Annotated in this window: 16 protein-coding genes and 2 tRNA genes; all 18 read right to left on the reverse strand. The window is 53.1% G+C overall.

All coding sequences use genetic code 11. The annotated features are described in order from the left end of the window. Positions 1-160: 160 nt before the first annotated feature. Complete coding sequence (locus tag IKE44_RS08010) at positions 161-382, reverse strand: helix-turn-helix domain-containing protein (protein ID WP_033008955.1); 222 nt, start codon at positions 380-382, stop codon at positions 161-163. After that, complete coding sequence (gene folK / locus IKE44_RS08015) at positions 334-861, reverse strand: 2-amino-4-hydroxy-6-hydroxymethyldihydropteridine diphosphokinase (protein ID WP_033008956.1); 528 nt, start codon at positions 859-861, stop codon at positions 334-336. Before folK ends, IKE44_RS08010 begins: the two co-directional genes overlap by 49 nt. A 1-nt stretch (position 862) precedes the next feature. Further along, on the reverse strand, positions 863-1,222 hold the full coding sequence (gene folB / locus IKE44_RS08020; protein WP_287136198.1) for a dihydroneopterin aldolase: 360 nt from the start codon (positions 1,220-1,222) through the stop codon (positions 863-865). After that, positions 1,215-2,069, reverse strand: coding sequence for a dihydropteroate synthase (folP, locus tag IKE44_RS08025; RefSeq protein ID WP_033014183.1), 855 nt, complete (start codon positions 2,067-2,069; stop codon positions 1,215-1,217). Before folP ends, folB begins: the two co-directional genes overlap by 8 nt. Then, the gene (gene pabC, locus IKE44_RS08030) at positions 2,066-2,941 is read right to left on the reverse strand and encodes an aminodeoxychorismate lyase (RefSeq protein WP_033014184.1); all 876 of its coding nucleotides are present in this window, start codon (positions 2,939-2,941) and stop codon (positions 2,066-2,068) included. The genes folP and pabC overlap by 4 nt, the downstream gene beginning before the upstream one ends. A 7-nt stretch (positions 2,942-2,948) precedes the next feature. After that, positions 2,949-3,524: an aminodeoxychorismate/anthranilate synthase component II gene (pabA, locus tag IKE44_RS08035; protein ID WP_033014185.1), complete on the reverse strand. Its 576-nt coding sequence runs from the start codon at positions 3,522-3,524 to the stop codon at positions 2,949-2,951. 5 nt (positions 3,525-3,529) lie between these two features. Beyond that, positions 3,530-4,951 (reverse strand): aminodeoxychorismate synthase, component I, encoded by a 1,422-nt coding sequence (pabB, locus tag IKE44_RS08040; RefSeq protein ID WP_049624449.1) that lies wholly within the window; start codon positions 4,949-4,951, stop codon positions 3,530-3,532. 118 nt (positions 4,952-5,069) lie between these two features. Beyond that, positions 5,070-5,996, reverse strand: coding sequence for a cysteine synthase A (cysK, locus tag IKE44_RS08045; protein WP_033014187.1), 927 nt, complete (start codon positions 5,994-5,996; stop codon positions 5,070-5,072). An 86-nt stretch (positions 5,997-6,082) separates the two neighbouring features. Continuing rightward, the gene (hslO, locus tag IKE44_RS08050) at positions 6,083-6,961 is read right to left on the reverse strand and encodes an Hsp33 family molecular chaperone HslO (RefSeq protein ID WP_033014188.1); all 879 of its coding nucleotides are present in this window, start codon (positions 6,959-6,961) and stop codon (positions 6,083-6,085) included. A 14-nt stretch (positions 6,962-6,975) separates the two neighbouring features. After that, the gene (locus tag IKE44_RS08055; protein ID WP_033009019.1) at positions 6,976-7,752 is read right to left on the reverse strand and encodes a type III pantothenate kinase; all 777 of its coding nucleotides are present in this window, start codon (positions 7,750-7,752) and stop codon (positions 6,976-6,978) included. A gap of 131 nt (positions 7,753-7,883) precedes the next feature. Then, positions 7,884-9,782 carry an ATP-dependent zinc metalloprotease FtsH gene (gene ftsH / locus IKE44_RS08060; protein WP_049624448.1) on the reverse strand — a complete coding sequence of 633 codons (1,899 nt, stop codon included), beginning with the start codon at positions 9,780-9,782 and terminating at the stop codon, positions 7,884-7,886. Positions 9,783-9,876: 94 nt separating this feature from the next. After that, the gene (gene hpt, locus IKE44_RS08065; RefSeq protein WP_012820458.1) at positions 9,877-10,422 is read right to left on the reverse strand and encodes a hypoxanthine phosphoribosyltransferase; all 546 of its coding nucleotides are present in this window, start codon (positions 10,420-10,422) and stop codon (positions 9,877-9,879) included. Between the two features lie 11 nt (positions 10,423-10,433). Further along, complete coding sequence (gene tilS, locus IKE44_RS08070) at positions 10,434-11,828, reverse strand: tRNA lysidine(34) synthetase TilS (protein WP_049624447.1); 1,395 nt, start codon at positions 11,826-11,828, stop codon at positions 10,434-10,436. A 90-nt stretch (positions 11,829-11,918) separates the two neighbouring features. Then, a complete protein-coding gene (locus IKE44_RS08075; protein WP_033014215.1) occupies positions 11,919-12,902 on the reverse strand; it encodes a protein kinase domain-containing protein in 984 nt (327 codons plus the stop codon). Beyond that, complete coding sequence (locus tag IKE44_RS08080; protein WP_080706498.1) at positions 12,865-13,659, reverse strand: vWA domain-containing protein; 795 nt, start codon at positions 13,657-13,659, stop codon at positions 12,865-12,867. The genes IKE44_RS08075 and IKE44_RS08080 overlap by 38 nt, the downstream gene beginning before the upstream one ends. Before the next feature lie 13 nt (positions 13,660-13,672). Next, the gene (gene spoIIE / locus IKE44_RS08085; protein ID WP_049624446.1) at positions 13,673-16,150 is read right to left on the reverse strand and encodes a stage II sporulation protein E; all 2,478 of its coding nucleotides are present in this window, start codon (positions 16,148-16,150) and stop codon (positions 13,673-13,675) included. Between the two features lie 204 nt (positions 16,151-16,354). Then, positions 16,355-16,426, reverse strand: a tRNA-Glu gene (locus IKE44_RS08090). 11 nt (positions 16,427-16,437) lie between these two features. After that, positions 16,438-16,514, reverse strand: a tRNA-Met gene (locus tag IKE44_RS08095). Positions 16,515-16,578: the final 64 nt, after the last annotated feature.

Genomic DNA, 16,578 nt, shown 5'->3' on the forward strand with positions numbered 1-16,578 from the left:
AGCGTTTGTTCCGTAACTTGATCAATTTTATAGTTTTGTGTACAATTCATCTGAAGTCCTCCTTGGTATGGTGAGTGATGTGGTTGACACCCCTGCATCATACCAAGAGGGCTTTTTTTGATCAAGTCCCCGGAAAAGCTTCTAACGGGAATGCTCCTTTCTACCTGTTTGATTCGAACTTTGGCGGTGCCAGCTCCTCAACCGATACGTTCAGCCGCTCGGCGATCTGTCCGACAAGCGTGTCGGACGGCATCCGGTTCCCCCGTTCAATTTCGCCGAGAATCGAAACGGAAATGCCGAGTTCCTTGGCCAACTTTTCTTGTGTATATCCTTTCAGCTTTCGAAAAGCGCGAATACGTCTTCCCCATCTTTCTGCTTCCATACACGAACTCCTTTTTTGTCGGGTAGTCGGTCAATAATGTCTGCTAACGGTTCCGAAACGTTCGGTATTGTCAAATGGGAATTGATCTCGAGCAACGGGATTAAAACAAACGCCCGCTCCGCCATGCGCGGATGCGGAATGACAAGTCGCTCTGTCTCAATATTTTCATGATTGTACAACAAAATGTCAAGGTCTAACGTGCGCGGCCCCCATCGAGTTTCCCTTTTCCTGCCAAATTCCTGTTCGATTTGTTGCGTCACGTCAAACAAAGCAAATGGCGACAAAGCGGTCGCCACCTCAATCACCATGTTTAAAAACTTGTCTTGGTTGACGTAACCGACCGGGTCGGTTTCATAGATGGACGAACCCGATGTGACAAAAATTCCCTTATGGCGATGAAGCGCCGCGACGGCTGAACGCAAATAGTACGCACGATCTCCAAGGTTGGAACCTAAAGCAATATACGCAATGTTTTCCATCTTACCGCCCCCTGTAGATTTCAACGGCGACATGCTGATAATGGCCGCGAATGGGCGGATTCGGCTTGATTACTTTCACCGTGCACCGCTGAACGGCGGGGAAAGCGGCAAGCAGCTCATCCGCGATCGCCTCGGCAACCGCTTCGATCAAGGCGAGCGTCCTCTCTTCCACGATCGTCCGACAGCGCTCGTATACTTCCGCATAGTTCACCGTATGCTCGAGACGGTCGCTCCGGCCGGCTGGACGCAAGTCGAGCTCAAGGGCCACATCGACCAAAAACCGCTGGCCGAGGACGTTTTCTTCTCGGAGCACTCCGTGATAACCGTAAAATTCCATACCTTGAATATAAATTTTATCGATGGCCGCTCTCTCCTTTCCCGAGCATCGCATCCATCATTTTCGCCATGCGGGCGATCGGCAATACGTCATGGACGCGGACGATATGCGCCCCCTTCACGATGCCAAGGCAAACTGTTGCCCCCGTTCCTTCGACCCGCTCCTCAACCGGCACATCGAGCACATGGCCGATAAACCGTTTGCGCGATGTGCCAAGCAAAAGTGGGTATCCCAAAGCAGCAAACTCATCGAGACGCCGCATCACTTCCAGGTTATGTTCAACCGTTTTGGCAAATCCGATCCCCGGATCTACAATAATGTTTTCCTCTTTTACTCCCGCCTGTTTGACAATACGGATGCTCTCCTTCAAGTCGGCGATCATGTCGGAAATGAGATCGCGGTATGCCATATCGTGACGGTTGTGCATTAAAATGATCGGCACTCCGTACGAAGCGGCGACGTGGGCCATATCCGGATCGGCTTTGGCGCCCCAAACGTCGTTGATGATATGCGCTCCCGCTTCAATGGCCTGCCTTGCGACCTCGGCTTTATACGTGTCGACGGAAATCGGCACGTCCACCGCATCGGCGATCGCTTTGACTGCCGGAATGACGCGCCGTAGCTCTTCATCAAGCGGCACTGGATCCGCCCCCGGACGAGTTGATTCACCGCCGATGTCAATGATGTCGGCTCCTTCCGCCACGAGCCGTTTCGCATGCTCGACCGCTTTTTCCACTTCATAAAACCGGCCGCCGTCGGAAAACGAGTCAGGCGTCACATTGACAATGCCCATGATCAACGTTTTTTGGCGCAAATCCAGCTCATGCCCGCGGCATTTTAATACAAAGGAACGCGTCATCGTTGCCATCATTCGTTCATCCTTTCTTTCAGTTCGTTCCTCGTCCATAATGTATCGGTAAAGCGGCGGTAATGATGTTGCAGCGCACAGGTCACCGGGCCATGTTTTCCGCTATAAGAGCGGCGGCCGATGCAGTGAAGCGGCACAATTTCCTGCAGTGAATTCGTAATAAAGACCTCATCAGCCTCCTGCAAATGGGACAGGGGATACGCTCCCTCTTTAATCGGGATATGAAGCCGTTCGAGCAAGGCGATGACGAACTGCCTCGTAACGCCGTTTAATATGCCGACAGACGGCGCCGGGGTGTAGACAACGCCGTCCTTGACCCAAAAAATATTCGAAACGATTCCCTCGGCTACTTGCCCGTCCCGATTTAAAAAAATGCCTTCCACATCCACACGGCGGCCAAGCTCCCACTTTCCAATTATATTGTTTAAATAATGATGCGATTTTAACCGTTCATCGCCTTCAGGGCTGTTCCGCCTCGTTGTTAAAACGACCCCTTCTTTCCCTTCTGGAGGGGCGGATGGCGGCAGCGGCTTCATATAGACGATCACCGTTGGATGGCTATACTGCTCCATCGACAAGCCAAGACCGCCAACCCCAGCCGAGACGTTGAAACGTACATAGGCGTCCTGAAGACCATTGGCCCTGAGCAACCGCTCGATGATCCCGAGCGCCTCCGCACGGCTTACCTGCTTTTGGATGCGCAACTCGGAAAGCCCGCGATTTAGCCGCGCTAAATGATCGTCAAGCAAAAACGGATGTCCCTCATACGTGCGGAACGTCTCAAACAAGCCGATCCCGTATAAAAAACCGTGGTCAAACGCCGAAACCCTCGCCTCCTCATACGGGACAATCTCCCCATTGACATACACATACATATGCCCATCACGCCTTTTTGTACGTATCAATAAAATTTTTCAGCAGCTGCATCCCATGGCTGGTCATAATCGACTCCGGGTGGAACTGCACTCCTTCGATTGGCAATGTTTTATGGCGAATGGCCATCACTTCGTCTTCGTCCGTCCAAGCCGACACGATGAAACAGTCTGGAAGCGTCTCTTTCTCAACGATAAGGGAATGGTAGCGCGTCGCTGTAAACGGGCTTGGCACGCCGCGGAAAATCGTTTCCCCGTCATGGTAAACGGACGACGTTTTCCCGTGCATCAGCCTTGGGGCACGGATGACGCGGCCGCCAAACGCCTGGGCGATCGCCTGATGGCCGAGGCAGACGCCAAAAATCGGGATGCGGCCGGCGAAGCGATCGATAACGGCCAAGCTGATTCCCGCCTCATTCGGTGTACATGGGCCGGGGGAAATCATGATAAAATCGGGATGAAGCTGCTCAATCTCGTCCACCGTAATTTCGTCGTTCCGCTTTACGAACAGCTCTTCGCCTAAAACCCCTAAATATTGCACCAAATTGTACGTAAACGAATCATAGTTATCGATCATGACGATCATCCTTCTCACCTCATGCTCTGAAATAAAGTCTCTGCTTCGCTCAGCTCTTTCGCTTTCCAGAGGGCAGCGGCTTTTTTCAAACATTCTTTGTACTCGTGCTCCGGGTTGGAATCGATGACAATGCCTGCGCCTGCTTGCACATGGGCCAGCCCGTTTTTCACAACCATCGTGCGGATGGCGATGTTTAGCTCCATATTCCCTTGAAAATCGATCCAGCCGATCGAACCGGTGTACAAACCGCGGCGAACCGGCTCCAATTCTTCGATGATTTCCATCGTCCGCACTTTCGGAGCGCCGGTGATCGTTCCGCCGGGAAACATCGCACGAATAACAGAAAACGCATCATGTTCCGGAGCCATGATGCCGGATACGTGGGAAACAATATGCATCACATGCGAATACTTTTCCACCGTCATCCACTCATCGACACGCACCGTCCCATAGACACAGACACGCCCAAGGTCATTCCGCTCAAGATCAACGAGCATGGCGTGCTCGGCCCGCTCTTTTTCGCTGGCTAGCAGTTGGCGGGCGATTTGCCCGTCTTCCGCTTCCGTGCGTCCGCGCGAGCGGGTTCCGGCTATCGGGCGTGTTTCCAGCCGTTCTCCCTGCTTGCGGACGAGCAGCTCCGGCGAACCGCTGACAATTTGACATTCAGGGGTATGCACATACGCCATGTACGGCGACGGGTTAATGGTCCGCAGTTGTTTGTACACAGCGAACGGGTGGGTCAACAGCGGACGGGACTGGCGCACCGACAAATTAACTTGGAACACATCGCCCGCTGCAATATAATGTTGAACGCGGCGGACCGCTTCCATAAACTGCTCCTTTGTCATGGAAACCGATGGACAAGCCGATGAGACAACGGACGGCCAAACCGGCGGGCTGCTTCGCTCTTCAAGCCACAGCCGTTCATACATCTCCAACCGCCGCTCCGCTTCTCCTTCTTCCCCTTCATCTGCATAAGCGAGCAAATGAAGGCGATCGGTTTGATGATCGTAAATCGCCACATCGTCAAATACAAAAAACTGCATAGACGGTAGCTGCAAATCATCTACAGCCAGCGATGGAAGCCGTTCGATATAACGAGCGGCGTCATAGCTGATATAGCCGACCAACCCGCCTTGGCACGGGAGCGGCTCCCCCTCCCCCGGCGCCACACGTTGTGAAAACCATTGCTGCAGCAACTCGAGCGGTGGCCCGTTCAGCACCGTTTCTTTTCCACGATAGATAATGGACAGCTGATGCCCGGCGGCACGAATGATCCCGCTCGGATTGAGGCCGATGATGCTGTATCTTCCCCCTTGTCCGCTCTCCAGCAACACGTGGTGCCGCCGGCCGTATGCCAGTTGCTCATACTGATAAAACCAATCCCGCCCGCTGTAATGAATGGTCCGCTTCAGCCGCCTTCGTCTTTGTTTCATCACAGCCAACCCCTTTACGACGCTCATCATTATCCTTATTGTACAATGAGTCGGCGCTCATATCACCCATAAACATAAAAAAGTTCGACAGGGTCACCCCTGCCGAAAGTAAAGCTGCTTAGTCTTCGAATTGGTAAAGCGGCGTGCTCAAATAGCGCTCCCCATTGCTCGGGATGATGGCAAGCACTTTTTTTCCTTTGCCGAGCTCTTTCGCCACCTTCAATGCCGCATGAATGGCAGCGCCGGACGAAATGCCGCCAAGGATGCCTTCTTCGCGGGCGGCGCGGCGGGCAGCCGCAAACGCTTCGTCGGTTGTGACGGTAATGACTTCATCGTAAATGCTTGTATCCAAAATATCCGGGATAAATCCGGCTCCGATTCCTTGAATTTTATGCGGGCCCGGTTTGCCGCCCGACAAGACCGGCGAATCAGCCGGCTCAACCGCATAAATTTTAATGTTTGGATACGCTTCACGCAACACTTTGCCGGCGCCTGTGATCGTTCCGCCCGTCCCGATGCCGGCCACAAACGCGTCAAGCTGGTCGCCCATTTGTTCGACGATTTCTTTGCCCGTTGTCAAACGATGAATTTCCGGGTTGGCTTCGTTTTTGAATTGCTGCGGCATAAAATAGCCATGCTCGCGAGCGAGCTCTTCCGCTTTTTCGATCGCACCACGCATTCCTTGAGCGCCCGGCGTGAGCACCAGCTCAGCTCCATACGCCCGCAACAGGTTGCGGCGCTCTAAGCTCATCGTATCCGGCATGACCAACACTGCTTTGTATCCTTTCGCCGCCGCGACCATTGCCAGCCCGATTCCGGTGTTGCCGCTTGTCGGTTCGACGATCGTATCGCCTGGCTTCAGTTTTCCTTCTTTTTCCGCCGCCTCAATCATCGCCAATGCAATCCGGTCTTTGACGCTGCTGCCCGGGTTCATGAACTCCAATTTTACATAAACATCAGCGCTGTCCTCATCGACGATACGATTTAGTTTCACGGCTGGTGTATCGCCGATCAGTTCCGTTACAGAATTGACTGTGCGTGCCATGGTTCCACCCCTAATCCCGATTAATTTTATCGAATTTATCTCCAATGTATCAGCTATTAGTGAAATTGTCAATCATTTTCGCGTTTTCACCGTTTTTCGGCAAGTTGCTTCAGCTGTTCGAGCTCTTCTTTCGCAAAATGGTATGTTTCATTGCAAAAATGGCATGACGCTTCCGCCTGCCCTTCCTTGTCGATGATATCTTGAATCTCCCCTGGCCCCAGGCTGATGAGCGCATCCGCGATCCGCTCGCGCGAACAGCGGCAGACAAATGACACCGGCATCGTCTCCAACACCCGGACGCCGCCGCCTAATTGTTCCAATATTTGCTCCGGTGTTAGGCCGTTTTCAATCATGCGCGACACAGGCGGAATTTGTTTCAACCGCTCCTCAATGCGGCTGATCGTTTGTTCTTCCGTTCCAGGCATCAATTGAATGATAAACCCTCCCGCGGCCCGGATCGTGTAATCGGGGTTGACGAGCACGCCGACGCCGACGGACGACGGGATTTGCTCGGAAGAAGCGAAATAATAGGTGAAATCCTCACCGAGCTCCCCCGAGATGATCGGCACTTGACCGGTGAAAAAGTCGCGCAGCCCGAGGTCTTTGACGACCGTCAGCATCCCGTTTTTGCCGACCGCCCGCGCGACATCGAGTTTCCCGTGTTCATTCAGCTCGAAATGCACGTGCGGATTGGTCACATAGCCGCGCACTTCCCCTTTGGCATTGCTGTCGATTAAAATCGTGCCGATCGGCCCGCCGCCATCAATTTTGATGGTCAACGTTTCATCCCCTTTTAACATTGCTCCCATCATAACGCCGGCCGTCAGCGCCCGTCCGAGCGCCGCCGAGGCGGTCGGCCACGTTTGATGGCGGCGCTGCGCTTCCGCCACCGTCTCCGTCGTCCTTGCCGCATACGCCCTCACCTGTCCGTCATAGGCGAGCGCTTTGACTAAGTAATCTCCCATCTTCACCAAACCCTTCATCCTTTTTTCTCGGTGTTTTTCTCGTACAACAATTTTAAGCCTGTCAGCGTCAAAAACGGATCCACGACATCGATCACGTCCGATTCGCCGGCAATGAGAGGCGCAAGGCCGCCAGTGGCGATGACTTTCGGCGGAACTTTGCTTTTCGCCTTCATGCGCGACACGATGCCTTCCACTTGTCCAACATATCCGTATAAAATGCCGGCCTGCATGGCGCTGACTGTATTTTTGCCGATGATATCGTCCGGACGGGCGATTTCAATGCGCGGCAATTTTGCTGCCCGCGCAAACAGCGCCTCCGTCGAAATCATAATTCCCGGGGCAATAGCCCCTCCCATATATTGTTTATGTTCGTTAATATAACAATACGTGGTCGCCGTGCCAAAATCGACAATAATGAGCGGGCTGCCGTACAAATGGATGCCCGCGACCGCATTGACGATCCGGTCGGCGCCCACTTCGCGCGGATTATCGTATTTAATGTCCAGCCCGGTTTTAATGCCCGGTCCGACAACGAGCGGCTTTACGTGGAAATATTTTAAGCACATGCGTTCAAGGGCAAACATAATCGGCGGCACAACCGAAGAAATGATGATGCCGCGGATGTCGGAAAACTGCAAGCCGACATGGCTCAAGAGCGCCTTGATGGTCATGCCATACTCGTCTTCCGTTTTCGCCCGGCTCGTCTCGATGCGCCAATGGTGTTTTAATTCATCGCCGTCATAAACCCCCAACACGGTATTGGTGTTGCCGACGTCCAACACAAAAATCATGGCCTCATTCCCCACTTTTCTTCAATAAGTTCCTTTCTCTATCATATCATACTTGATTTTCCCGCGGAAAAAACAGCGCCAACCTACGGGGCCGCGGCTAAAAAAAAGATGCCTCTGAATAGAGACATCGATTACTCCTCTTTCTTTTGAATATTGATTTTCACGTCGATGTCGCCCTTGCCTGCTTCATCGCGGCCTTTGCGGTCGGGCGGCAGCGTGCCGTGCTCAAATAAATGTTTAATTTGTTCCGCATCAAGCGTTTCGACTTCCAACAGCGTTGTGGCGATTAGATCCAGTTTGTCACGGTGCTGCGTTAAAATCTGCTTCGCCTTTTCGTAGCACTCTTTAATGATGCGCTGGATTTCCAAGTCAATTTCGTAAGCAATTTTATCGCTGTAATTTTGCTCATTATGCAAGTCGCGTCCTAAAAACACTTGCCCGCTCGGTTGGCCGAATTGCAGCGGACCAAGCTTTTCGCTCATGCCGAACTCCGTCACCATCCGGCGCGCGATGTTTGTCGCCCGCTGAAAATCGTTGTGGGCCCCCGTGCTCACTTCGTTGAACACGATTTCCTCGGCGACGCGCCCGCCGAGCAGGCCGGTGATTTTATCCATTAATTCGGCTTTCGTCATAAAGTACCGGTCTTCTTTCGGCAGCATGACCGCATAGCCTCCGGCTTGGCCGCGCGGAACGATCGTCACTTTATGCACCATTTCCGCGTCGGCAAGCACCATGCCGATGACCGTATGCCCAGCTTCGTGAAACGCGACGATCCGCCGCTCTTTTTCCGAAATGACGCGGCTTTTTTTCGCCGGTCCGGCAATGACGCGGTCGGTCGCCTCGTCGATGTCGCTCATGTCGATTTTCTTTTTGTTGCGGCGCGCTGCAACGAGCGCCGCTTCGTTCAACAAGTTTTCCAAATCGGCGCCGGAAAATCCCGGCGTGCGCATGGCGATCGCCTTCAAATCAACCGACTCATCGAGCGGCTTGTTGCGGGCATGCACGCGCAACACCGCTTCGCGCCCTTTCACATCCGGCCGGTCGACGGTAATCTGCCGGTCGAAGCGGCCCGGGCGCAACAGCGCCGGGTCTAAAATGTCCGGCCGGTTTGTTGCCGCAATAATGATGATGCCTTCATTGCCGTTAAAACCGTCCATTTCCACAAGCAGCTGGTTGAGCGTCTGCTCCCTCTCATCGTGGCCGCCGCCAAGGCCGGCGCCGCGCTGGCGGCCGACGGCGTCAATCTCGTCGATGAAAATGATGCACGGTGCGTTCTTTTTCGCTGTTTCAAACAAGTCGCGCACGCGCGAAGCGCCAACCCCAACGAACATTTCTACGAAATCCGACCCGCTGATCGAGAAAAACGGCACGCCCGCTTCCCCGGCAACCGCGCGCGCCAACAACGTTTTCCCGGTCCCCGGCGGCCCGACAAGCAACACCCCTTTTGGAATGCGGGCGCCGAGTTCGGCGAATTTGCGCGGATCTTTCAAAAACTCAACAATTTCCACGAGCTCTTCTTTTTCCTCGTCCGCTCCAGCCACATCGCGAAAACGGACCTTCCGCTTGTCATCCGTATACAGCCGCGCCCGGCTTTTGCCGAAATTCATCACCCGGCTGCCGCCGCCCTGTGCCTGGTTCAAAAGGAAGAAGAACAAAATAAAAATAATAACAAATGGGATGATGGAAGTGAAAAACGTCACCCATCCGCTCGTTTCATCCGCAGGCACGACTTCCACCCGCGTCCGCGCCGCCGCCGCATCGATGCGGTCAAGCACTTTGTCACTGTTCATGACGTAGGTGGAAAAGTACTGCCCTTCGCTATATGTTTTCAACTGGCCTTTGATTTCATATACGCCGCGCTCCGGCTTAATAGAAAACGACTTAACGTCCCCGTTTTCCAGATGAGTGATAAACGCATCGTACGTCATCGGCTCAGTCCGCTGGTTCGTGCCGTTAAAAAAGCTGACGACGCCGATCACGACGAGGAAAATCAGCAAATAAAAGATGGTGTTGCGGAAAATCCGGTTCATTTCTTGCCTCCTCCCATATGAAACACACTATACTCAATACTAGCATAGAAATTTGCTTAAATACAAACAATTCGGCCGGTGCACGACAATCGCTTCACTTTTGGTACACTTCTGGCTTTAAGACGCCGATAAACGGGAGGTTGCGGTATTTTTCAGCATAATCGAGGCCATAGCCGACAACGAATTCGTCGGGGACGGTAAATCCAGTGTAATCAGCCTGAATATCCGCCTTCCGGCCCGACGGCTTGTCAAGGAGGGTGACGATTTTAATCGAATTCGCTTTCCGGTAGCGGAACAAATCCACCAAATAACTGAGCGTCAATCCGCTGTCGATAATGTCTTCAATGATCAAAATGTCGCGGCCCTCAACCGATGTATTTAAGTCTTTGACAATTTTCACTTCACCGGATGAAACAGTCGCATTGCCGTAGCTTGACACATCCATAAAATCCATTTCCAAGTATGTATCGATATGTTTGAGCAAATCGGCCATAAACGGCATCGCCCCTTTGAGGACGCCGACGGCGAGCGGAAAACGCCCCTCATACTCTTTCGTCAACAAGCCGCCGAGTTCTTTGACTTTCGCCTGAATTTCCTCCTCAGTGATCAACACTTTTTGAATATCGTCTTTCATTCCCATCTTTTTTCCTCCTAGCTGTTCATCGCCTCATAATGGAGCAGGATATAACGGGCTTGCCCGCGGTCTTCGGCTTCAAAAGCCGATTTTTTCAGCCCTGGCACCCAGAGAATGCGGCCGTCGGCATCTTCGACGATCGGCCAGCCATCCCTTTCCGTCCGCGGAACTTTGGCTTCAATGAAAATCTCTTTAATTTTTTTCGTGCCTCCCGTCCCTTTCAGCACCATCCGGTCGCCCTCGCGGCGCGTCCGCACGCGAAGCGGAAGGGACACCGCATCGGGGTCAACCACAAACGAATCGTTTCCCAGCCGTCCCTTCGGATAGTGTTCCCTAAATTCACTCACGATTGCACCACCGGTTGGGAGGGGCAATAGCGCTGGAACCGGCAAGTCAAGCTGATAGCTTGGAGCGCCGCTTTGGACGCCAAACGTAAACAAACAGCGGTCATACGAGCGGATCGCTTTGAGCCCTTTTGGCAAATCAATTTGTCCGGAAGGGTGGGCGCGTTCGCAAAGCATCAGTATATGACCGATATGTACAAAAGTCAACGCCGCCGGAACGGCGTCGTAAAGGCGAAGCAGCAAAAGCTGCAACACCCGACGCTGCAACGGCCGAGGCAATGCGAGAAACGGGCGGAGATGCAACACAACTTCATTATATTGTTTTTCCATTACTTTATTCAGCGCGTCGATTGCCAATTCCTCCAAGAACTGCTCATCTTCCGCCATCATTTCACTATATTGTTGAAATCGCTCATGCAAGCGCGGATTTTCCTGTTTCAGCAACGGAATAATATAGCGGCGGAACCGGTTGCGCGTGTAGTCGTCTTTTTCGTTACTTGGGTCGCGGCGCGGGGCGAGCCCTGCCTTTTCGCAATACTCCTCGATGTCCGCCCGGCTGACGGCTAAAAACGGGCGGATGAGATACCCGCCGTGAAACGGCCGCTTGACGGGGATACCGGCATATCCTTTTCCTGTGCTGCCGCGCACAAGCCGCATTAAAATCGTCTCGACTTGGTCATCGCCGTGATGGCCGACAGCGACATACTGGGCTTGATGTTTTTTCACCAGTTCGGCAAAAAAGCGGTATCGACAGTTGCGCGCCGCCTCTTGGGCGCCAAGGCCCGTGCGGCGCTGGAAAGCAGGAACGTCGATTTGCGCCGTCTCACATAAAATACGGTGTTCGGCGCAAAAATGTTTCACAAACTCCATCTCCTCTTCCGATTCCCGCCCGCGAAACATATGGTCGACATGAGCCGCTACAAGGCGAAGCTTCCACTCATCGCGAAGCGAAAGAAACACGTGCAGCAGAGCAAGCGAGTCGGGGCCCCCGGAAACGCCGACAATGACTGTCGCCCCTTTTGAAAGCAGTCCGTGCCTGTCAATAAAGGCGCGCACTTTATCCATCATCGCCGAAACCCTCTTTACCCTCTTTTAGCTTCATCGTAACACGACCGCCCCATTTTCTCAAAACTTCCGTTTCTTTATTATTTTACTAGGTTACATCGACAGATGCCAGTATATATAAAAACCGTACGCGCCAAGCAGCAAAACAGCGATCAGCACCGTTTCGGCAACCCTGCCCGTTTTGCGGCGCTTGGCGGCCCGCCGCCCCGACCGGCGGTTCGGTGCGGCCGCTGCTGTCTTGACCTCATAGTGTGCCGCCACGCGGCGGGAAGAGGCAGCCAATAAGTCGCGGCGCATGTCCTCGGCCTTCGCATACCGGCCGTCAAGCGCATTTTGCAAAACTTCTTTATATTGGGCTAAAAAACGATCCGTTTCAATGATGGACAAAAGTTGCGCCCTCCCGTTCCCTTTTTTCTCGAGCGGCCCCGGATAACAGGCGGCAATCATCACCATCGCCGCCGCAAACAAATCGTACGACGGCTCTGCTTTGCGCGACCCGAGCCCCCAATAGCCGCGGTCATACAGCTCGGTAAACTCTTTGATCGCCCGCCCCTGCATCGTCGTCCCCCCGACATCCAACAGTCGGACGGACGGCGGCGGCCCGGTGACGATCAAATTGTCCGGCTTCAAATCACCGAATACCCATCCTTCTTCATGAAGCCGTCCGAGCACAGACAAAAGCTGCATAAGCAGCACCGGCGCCCATTCTTTTCCGCGCCGGCGGACGAAAGCGGAGAACTGCTCCCCTTCAATGTACTCCATGGCATAAAACGGAACCACCCTCCGGGCAAACGGGCTTTGCCAATCATCGGCTTCCAGCAAAGAAGGCCCGAGGGCGGCTCCCTGGACCTTGGCAAAACGGCGCAATATATTCATTTCCGAGGCTAGCGACGCATAGTCGTCGCTCAGTTTCAGCGCAACGCGGCGGCGGCCGCTCTCCGCCAGATAGACGACGCCGTTCGCCCCGCTGCCGAGCCGACGCAGCAACCGGTACGAATGGCCGTGCCATTTGCCAGTGATGACCGTGCCGGGCGGAAGATTACCAAGACGATCCTTCGATGTATGGCTCATCGCCATCATGAATCCAACTCCTTAGCGACCGATTGCGGCCGAAATAGGCCATCGCTTCACGCAACGCCGGTCCGGTCGGCGTCAGCCCGCCTGATGAAAGCTTTGGAAAGATGGTGGACAGCTCTTCAATTTTCGGCGTCCAATCCATCATTTTCTCAGCGTAATTCCGTTTGCCCGGGAAAATAAACACAGAAAAGCGATTTTCGCCCATGCGCGCGTTTAAACTGAGCGACAAGTCAAGGAGCGCCTCTTTGACCATCGGCAGTTTCGTCTTCATGCTTCCGCTCGTATCGATTAAGATGAGCACATCAAGTGCGGCCGTTTCCCCAAGTTCATCGACGACTTCCATCACTTGGCCGCGCTTGTCCGGCGGCAAGTCCTCAAGCGAAACGTCAGAACCAAAGATTTGTTTCAACTCGCGATTGACGAGCCCTTGCAGCGTCTGCGTCATCGCCTGGCGCGTCACCATTTGCACCGTCTGCGACAGCTGTTTCGCGTACACGATTTGGCTCATGCCGCCGCCGGCGGCAGCGATCGCTTCAATTTCCCGCCGTCCGTTTTCGTCAATCGTGTCTTGATCCAACACGCCGATTACGTTCACTGTAATGCCTTGTTCGCGAGCCAATGCCGCCATCGCAGCCGGGTCCTCGCCATGGTTTGAGCAGCCGTCCGTAATCAACAAAATTTGCCGCAACGTTCCTTTCCGCATGTTCGTTCCCCTCCTTGGCGAATAAGTATTACCATCATCGCCGCCAGGGAACATTTTTATACGCGCATTACTGCGCCTTTTTCATATACATATACGCGGGAATCGTCGCCCATTTTGGCGTGTTGTGCCGCACTTTCGCGACAACGACCGTCATATCGTCTTCAATTTCCCCGCCGCATTGGCGGATCACTTCTTCTATGATCAAATCAGCGACTTCCTGCGGGTCGTTCGTTTTTAACTCTTGAATTTTTCGCTTCATCCATACATCATGGTTCTCTACGTTCATCGGCCCTTCAAACACCCCATCGCTCATCATGATGAGCAAGTCGCCCGATTTTAACTGTTCGCTGACGACATCAAATTCGACCTCTTTAAGGATCCCCATCGGCAAGTTGCTCGCCTCTACCTTGATCACTTTGTTGCCCCGCTTGATGAAACTCGGCATCGACCCGATTTTCAAAAACTTTGTCGCGGCGTTTTGCAAGTCGATGATGGCCAAATCGAGCGTCGCATACATGTCCTCTGTCGTCCGCAGCGCCAGGATCGAATTGATCGATTTAATGGCAATCGATTCGTCCATCCCTGTCTGCAAAATTTTTTGCAGCAGGCGCAGCGTCTCGCGGCTTTCGTAGTGCGCCCGTTCGCCGTTGCCCATGCCGTCGCTGACGGCAACCGCATATTTGCCGGTGCCAAGCTCAATCGTCGCATAGCTGTCGCCGGAAATGAGCTCGCCCCCTTTAGCCGCAAACGCGACTCCCGTTTCCACGACAAACGCTTTGGTTGAACCAAAGGCAACACGGCAGTAGCCGTTCGGGTAAGCGGCGCACTCTTCACGCTTGACAACAATTGTTTCCCCTAAAATGTCCGACAGCATCGGCGCGATCAGTTTTTCGCACTCGCCGCGCCCATCGCAATACGGAATGCTCATTTCAATATCGATATTTCCCTTTTCCAAACTGTAAATATCGACGTGGCCGATTTCAATGCCAAACTCTTGCAAAGCGTGGTAAATTTGCTCTTCCTGCAAATAATGGTTTTCCTGTTCCTTTTGCATTTCTTTGGCGAAATCGTCCATCACCTGGGAAATGCCCAGCAACTGCTCGGCGACGAGTTTTCGGCTTTCATAAATTTGCTGTTTGAGTTTGCGATTCGCCTGATAAATGACCATCTCCTTTTCCATCGCGTCAACGACTTTGCCTGCTTTTACGCAATGGCGCTCCCATTCGCGCAGCAGCTGATGGTTGTGCGCCAATGTTTTTTCTTCGGCTTCATGCATCATTCGCTTCATATACGCATAGGTTGTACTAAAGTTTGTCACCCAGCACTGGGCCTTTTTGAAACACGTTTGGCACGTTTGCCCCGTAATATCGCCAAGAAAGTAGTCTTCTTCGCGCTCCTGATGTTCACTGTCATCTGACAATGGTTCGGGTGAAAAACTTTCCGCCAATGCTTGGAAGACGTTCGAAAACTGTGAAACGCGCTGGGCGGTCACGTCGCGAATTTTGCGGACGTATTGTTGCTGCTCATTGATATATTCGGCCGTACCCGGAATGTATTTGGCGATTTTCTCTGTCAAGGAGTGGGCCGTGAACAAAAACAGCACAATGGCGATGCCTGATTCAAGCAACGTCGGCACAAGCTCCGCCTTTCCATTCCCGTATAAACCCATTAACAACGTCGCGACGATAAGCCCGAACGCGACCCCAAGCTTTCGCCCTTCTTTAAGCAGCCCACCGAGCAGCCCAGCGAAGGCAAGCAAGCTCATTTCCAACAAGTTGCCGACGTTCGCTAAGCTCAAAATGAGGCCGGTGACCACTCCGACAGTCGAACCGGTCGCCGCCCCGGCGACAAATGCGAACAGCAGCACGAGATAACGCGACATCACATGCTCAAGCGACAAGCCATACGCCGACCAACCGATCATCCCTGTCAACATCGAGGCAAGCAAAATAATCAATGAAATGATTTCCTCAGCCCGCAAGGCATGTTTGTGTTTCCGGACCGTCAGCAAAGGGATGCTTTGCATAAAAATCAGTGTAAGCACAAGCGAAAGCCCGGCTTCGACAACCGCCATGGCCGTCCCGTAAACCGTCCGCTCCCCGACCCAGTAGTAGGAGATCAGCCATTTCGCTGCCAATGAGACCGCAAAGACGACGAACGGGACGATTTTTAACGATTCGCTGATCACCCTGCGCACCCATCCGTAAATAAAGAGAAAGCCGAAAATGGAAACGCCGACAAACAGCAAAACATCGAACGACAGTGTCAATGCGCCGGCCATTAGGGCAATCAAAGCAAAGGCCGCCTTGTCACGGCGCAACATATAGACGGAAACGAAAAACGGCAGCGCAAACGGGGTCAGCTTCGCCAAAATGAGTGCTCGTCCAAGCAAAAAGCCGACGAGAAGAAGCAAAAATCCTTGATGGACGAACAAGTGGCCAAGGCGCAGCTTCACATGGCGTATCCAACGCGATACGGTCGCTTGCGTGTCATGAATCGGCACTTCCGAAATACGGCGCAACGTCCCTCTTTCTACTCTTTCCATTCCCGATCCTCTCCTTTGCTTTTCTATTACCCCCTATTATATATTTGAAATTGCCAAAAATTTGTCAAAACAACGGAGAAAAATAAAAAATCGTTCGACGTTTTTCCCGACAATGTGCAGGCAACGTTTTTGTTCCGACAGAAGCAGACAAAAACGAAAAACGAGCATGTCGCTTCATGGCGCATGCTCGTTCGTCAATGATGATGACCCGTACGGGATTCGAACCCGTGTTACCGCCGTGAAAGGGCGGTGTCTTAACCACTTGACCAACGGGCCATATTGAATTTTGGTGGCGGTGGAGGGGATCGAACCCCCGACCTCACGGGTATGAACCGTACGCTCTAGCCAGCTGAGCTACACCGCCGTGTGGCAACATTTAATATAATACTGGAGCCCATACCGATTGTCAATATGTATCGTTCCGGAAA

Origin of the sequence: Geobacillus sp., from assembly GCF_017515625.1 — a bacterium.
Lineage (GTDB): Bacteria > Bacillota > Bacilli > Bacillales > Anoxybacillaceae > Geobacillus > Geobacillus stearothermophilus.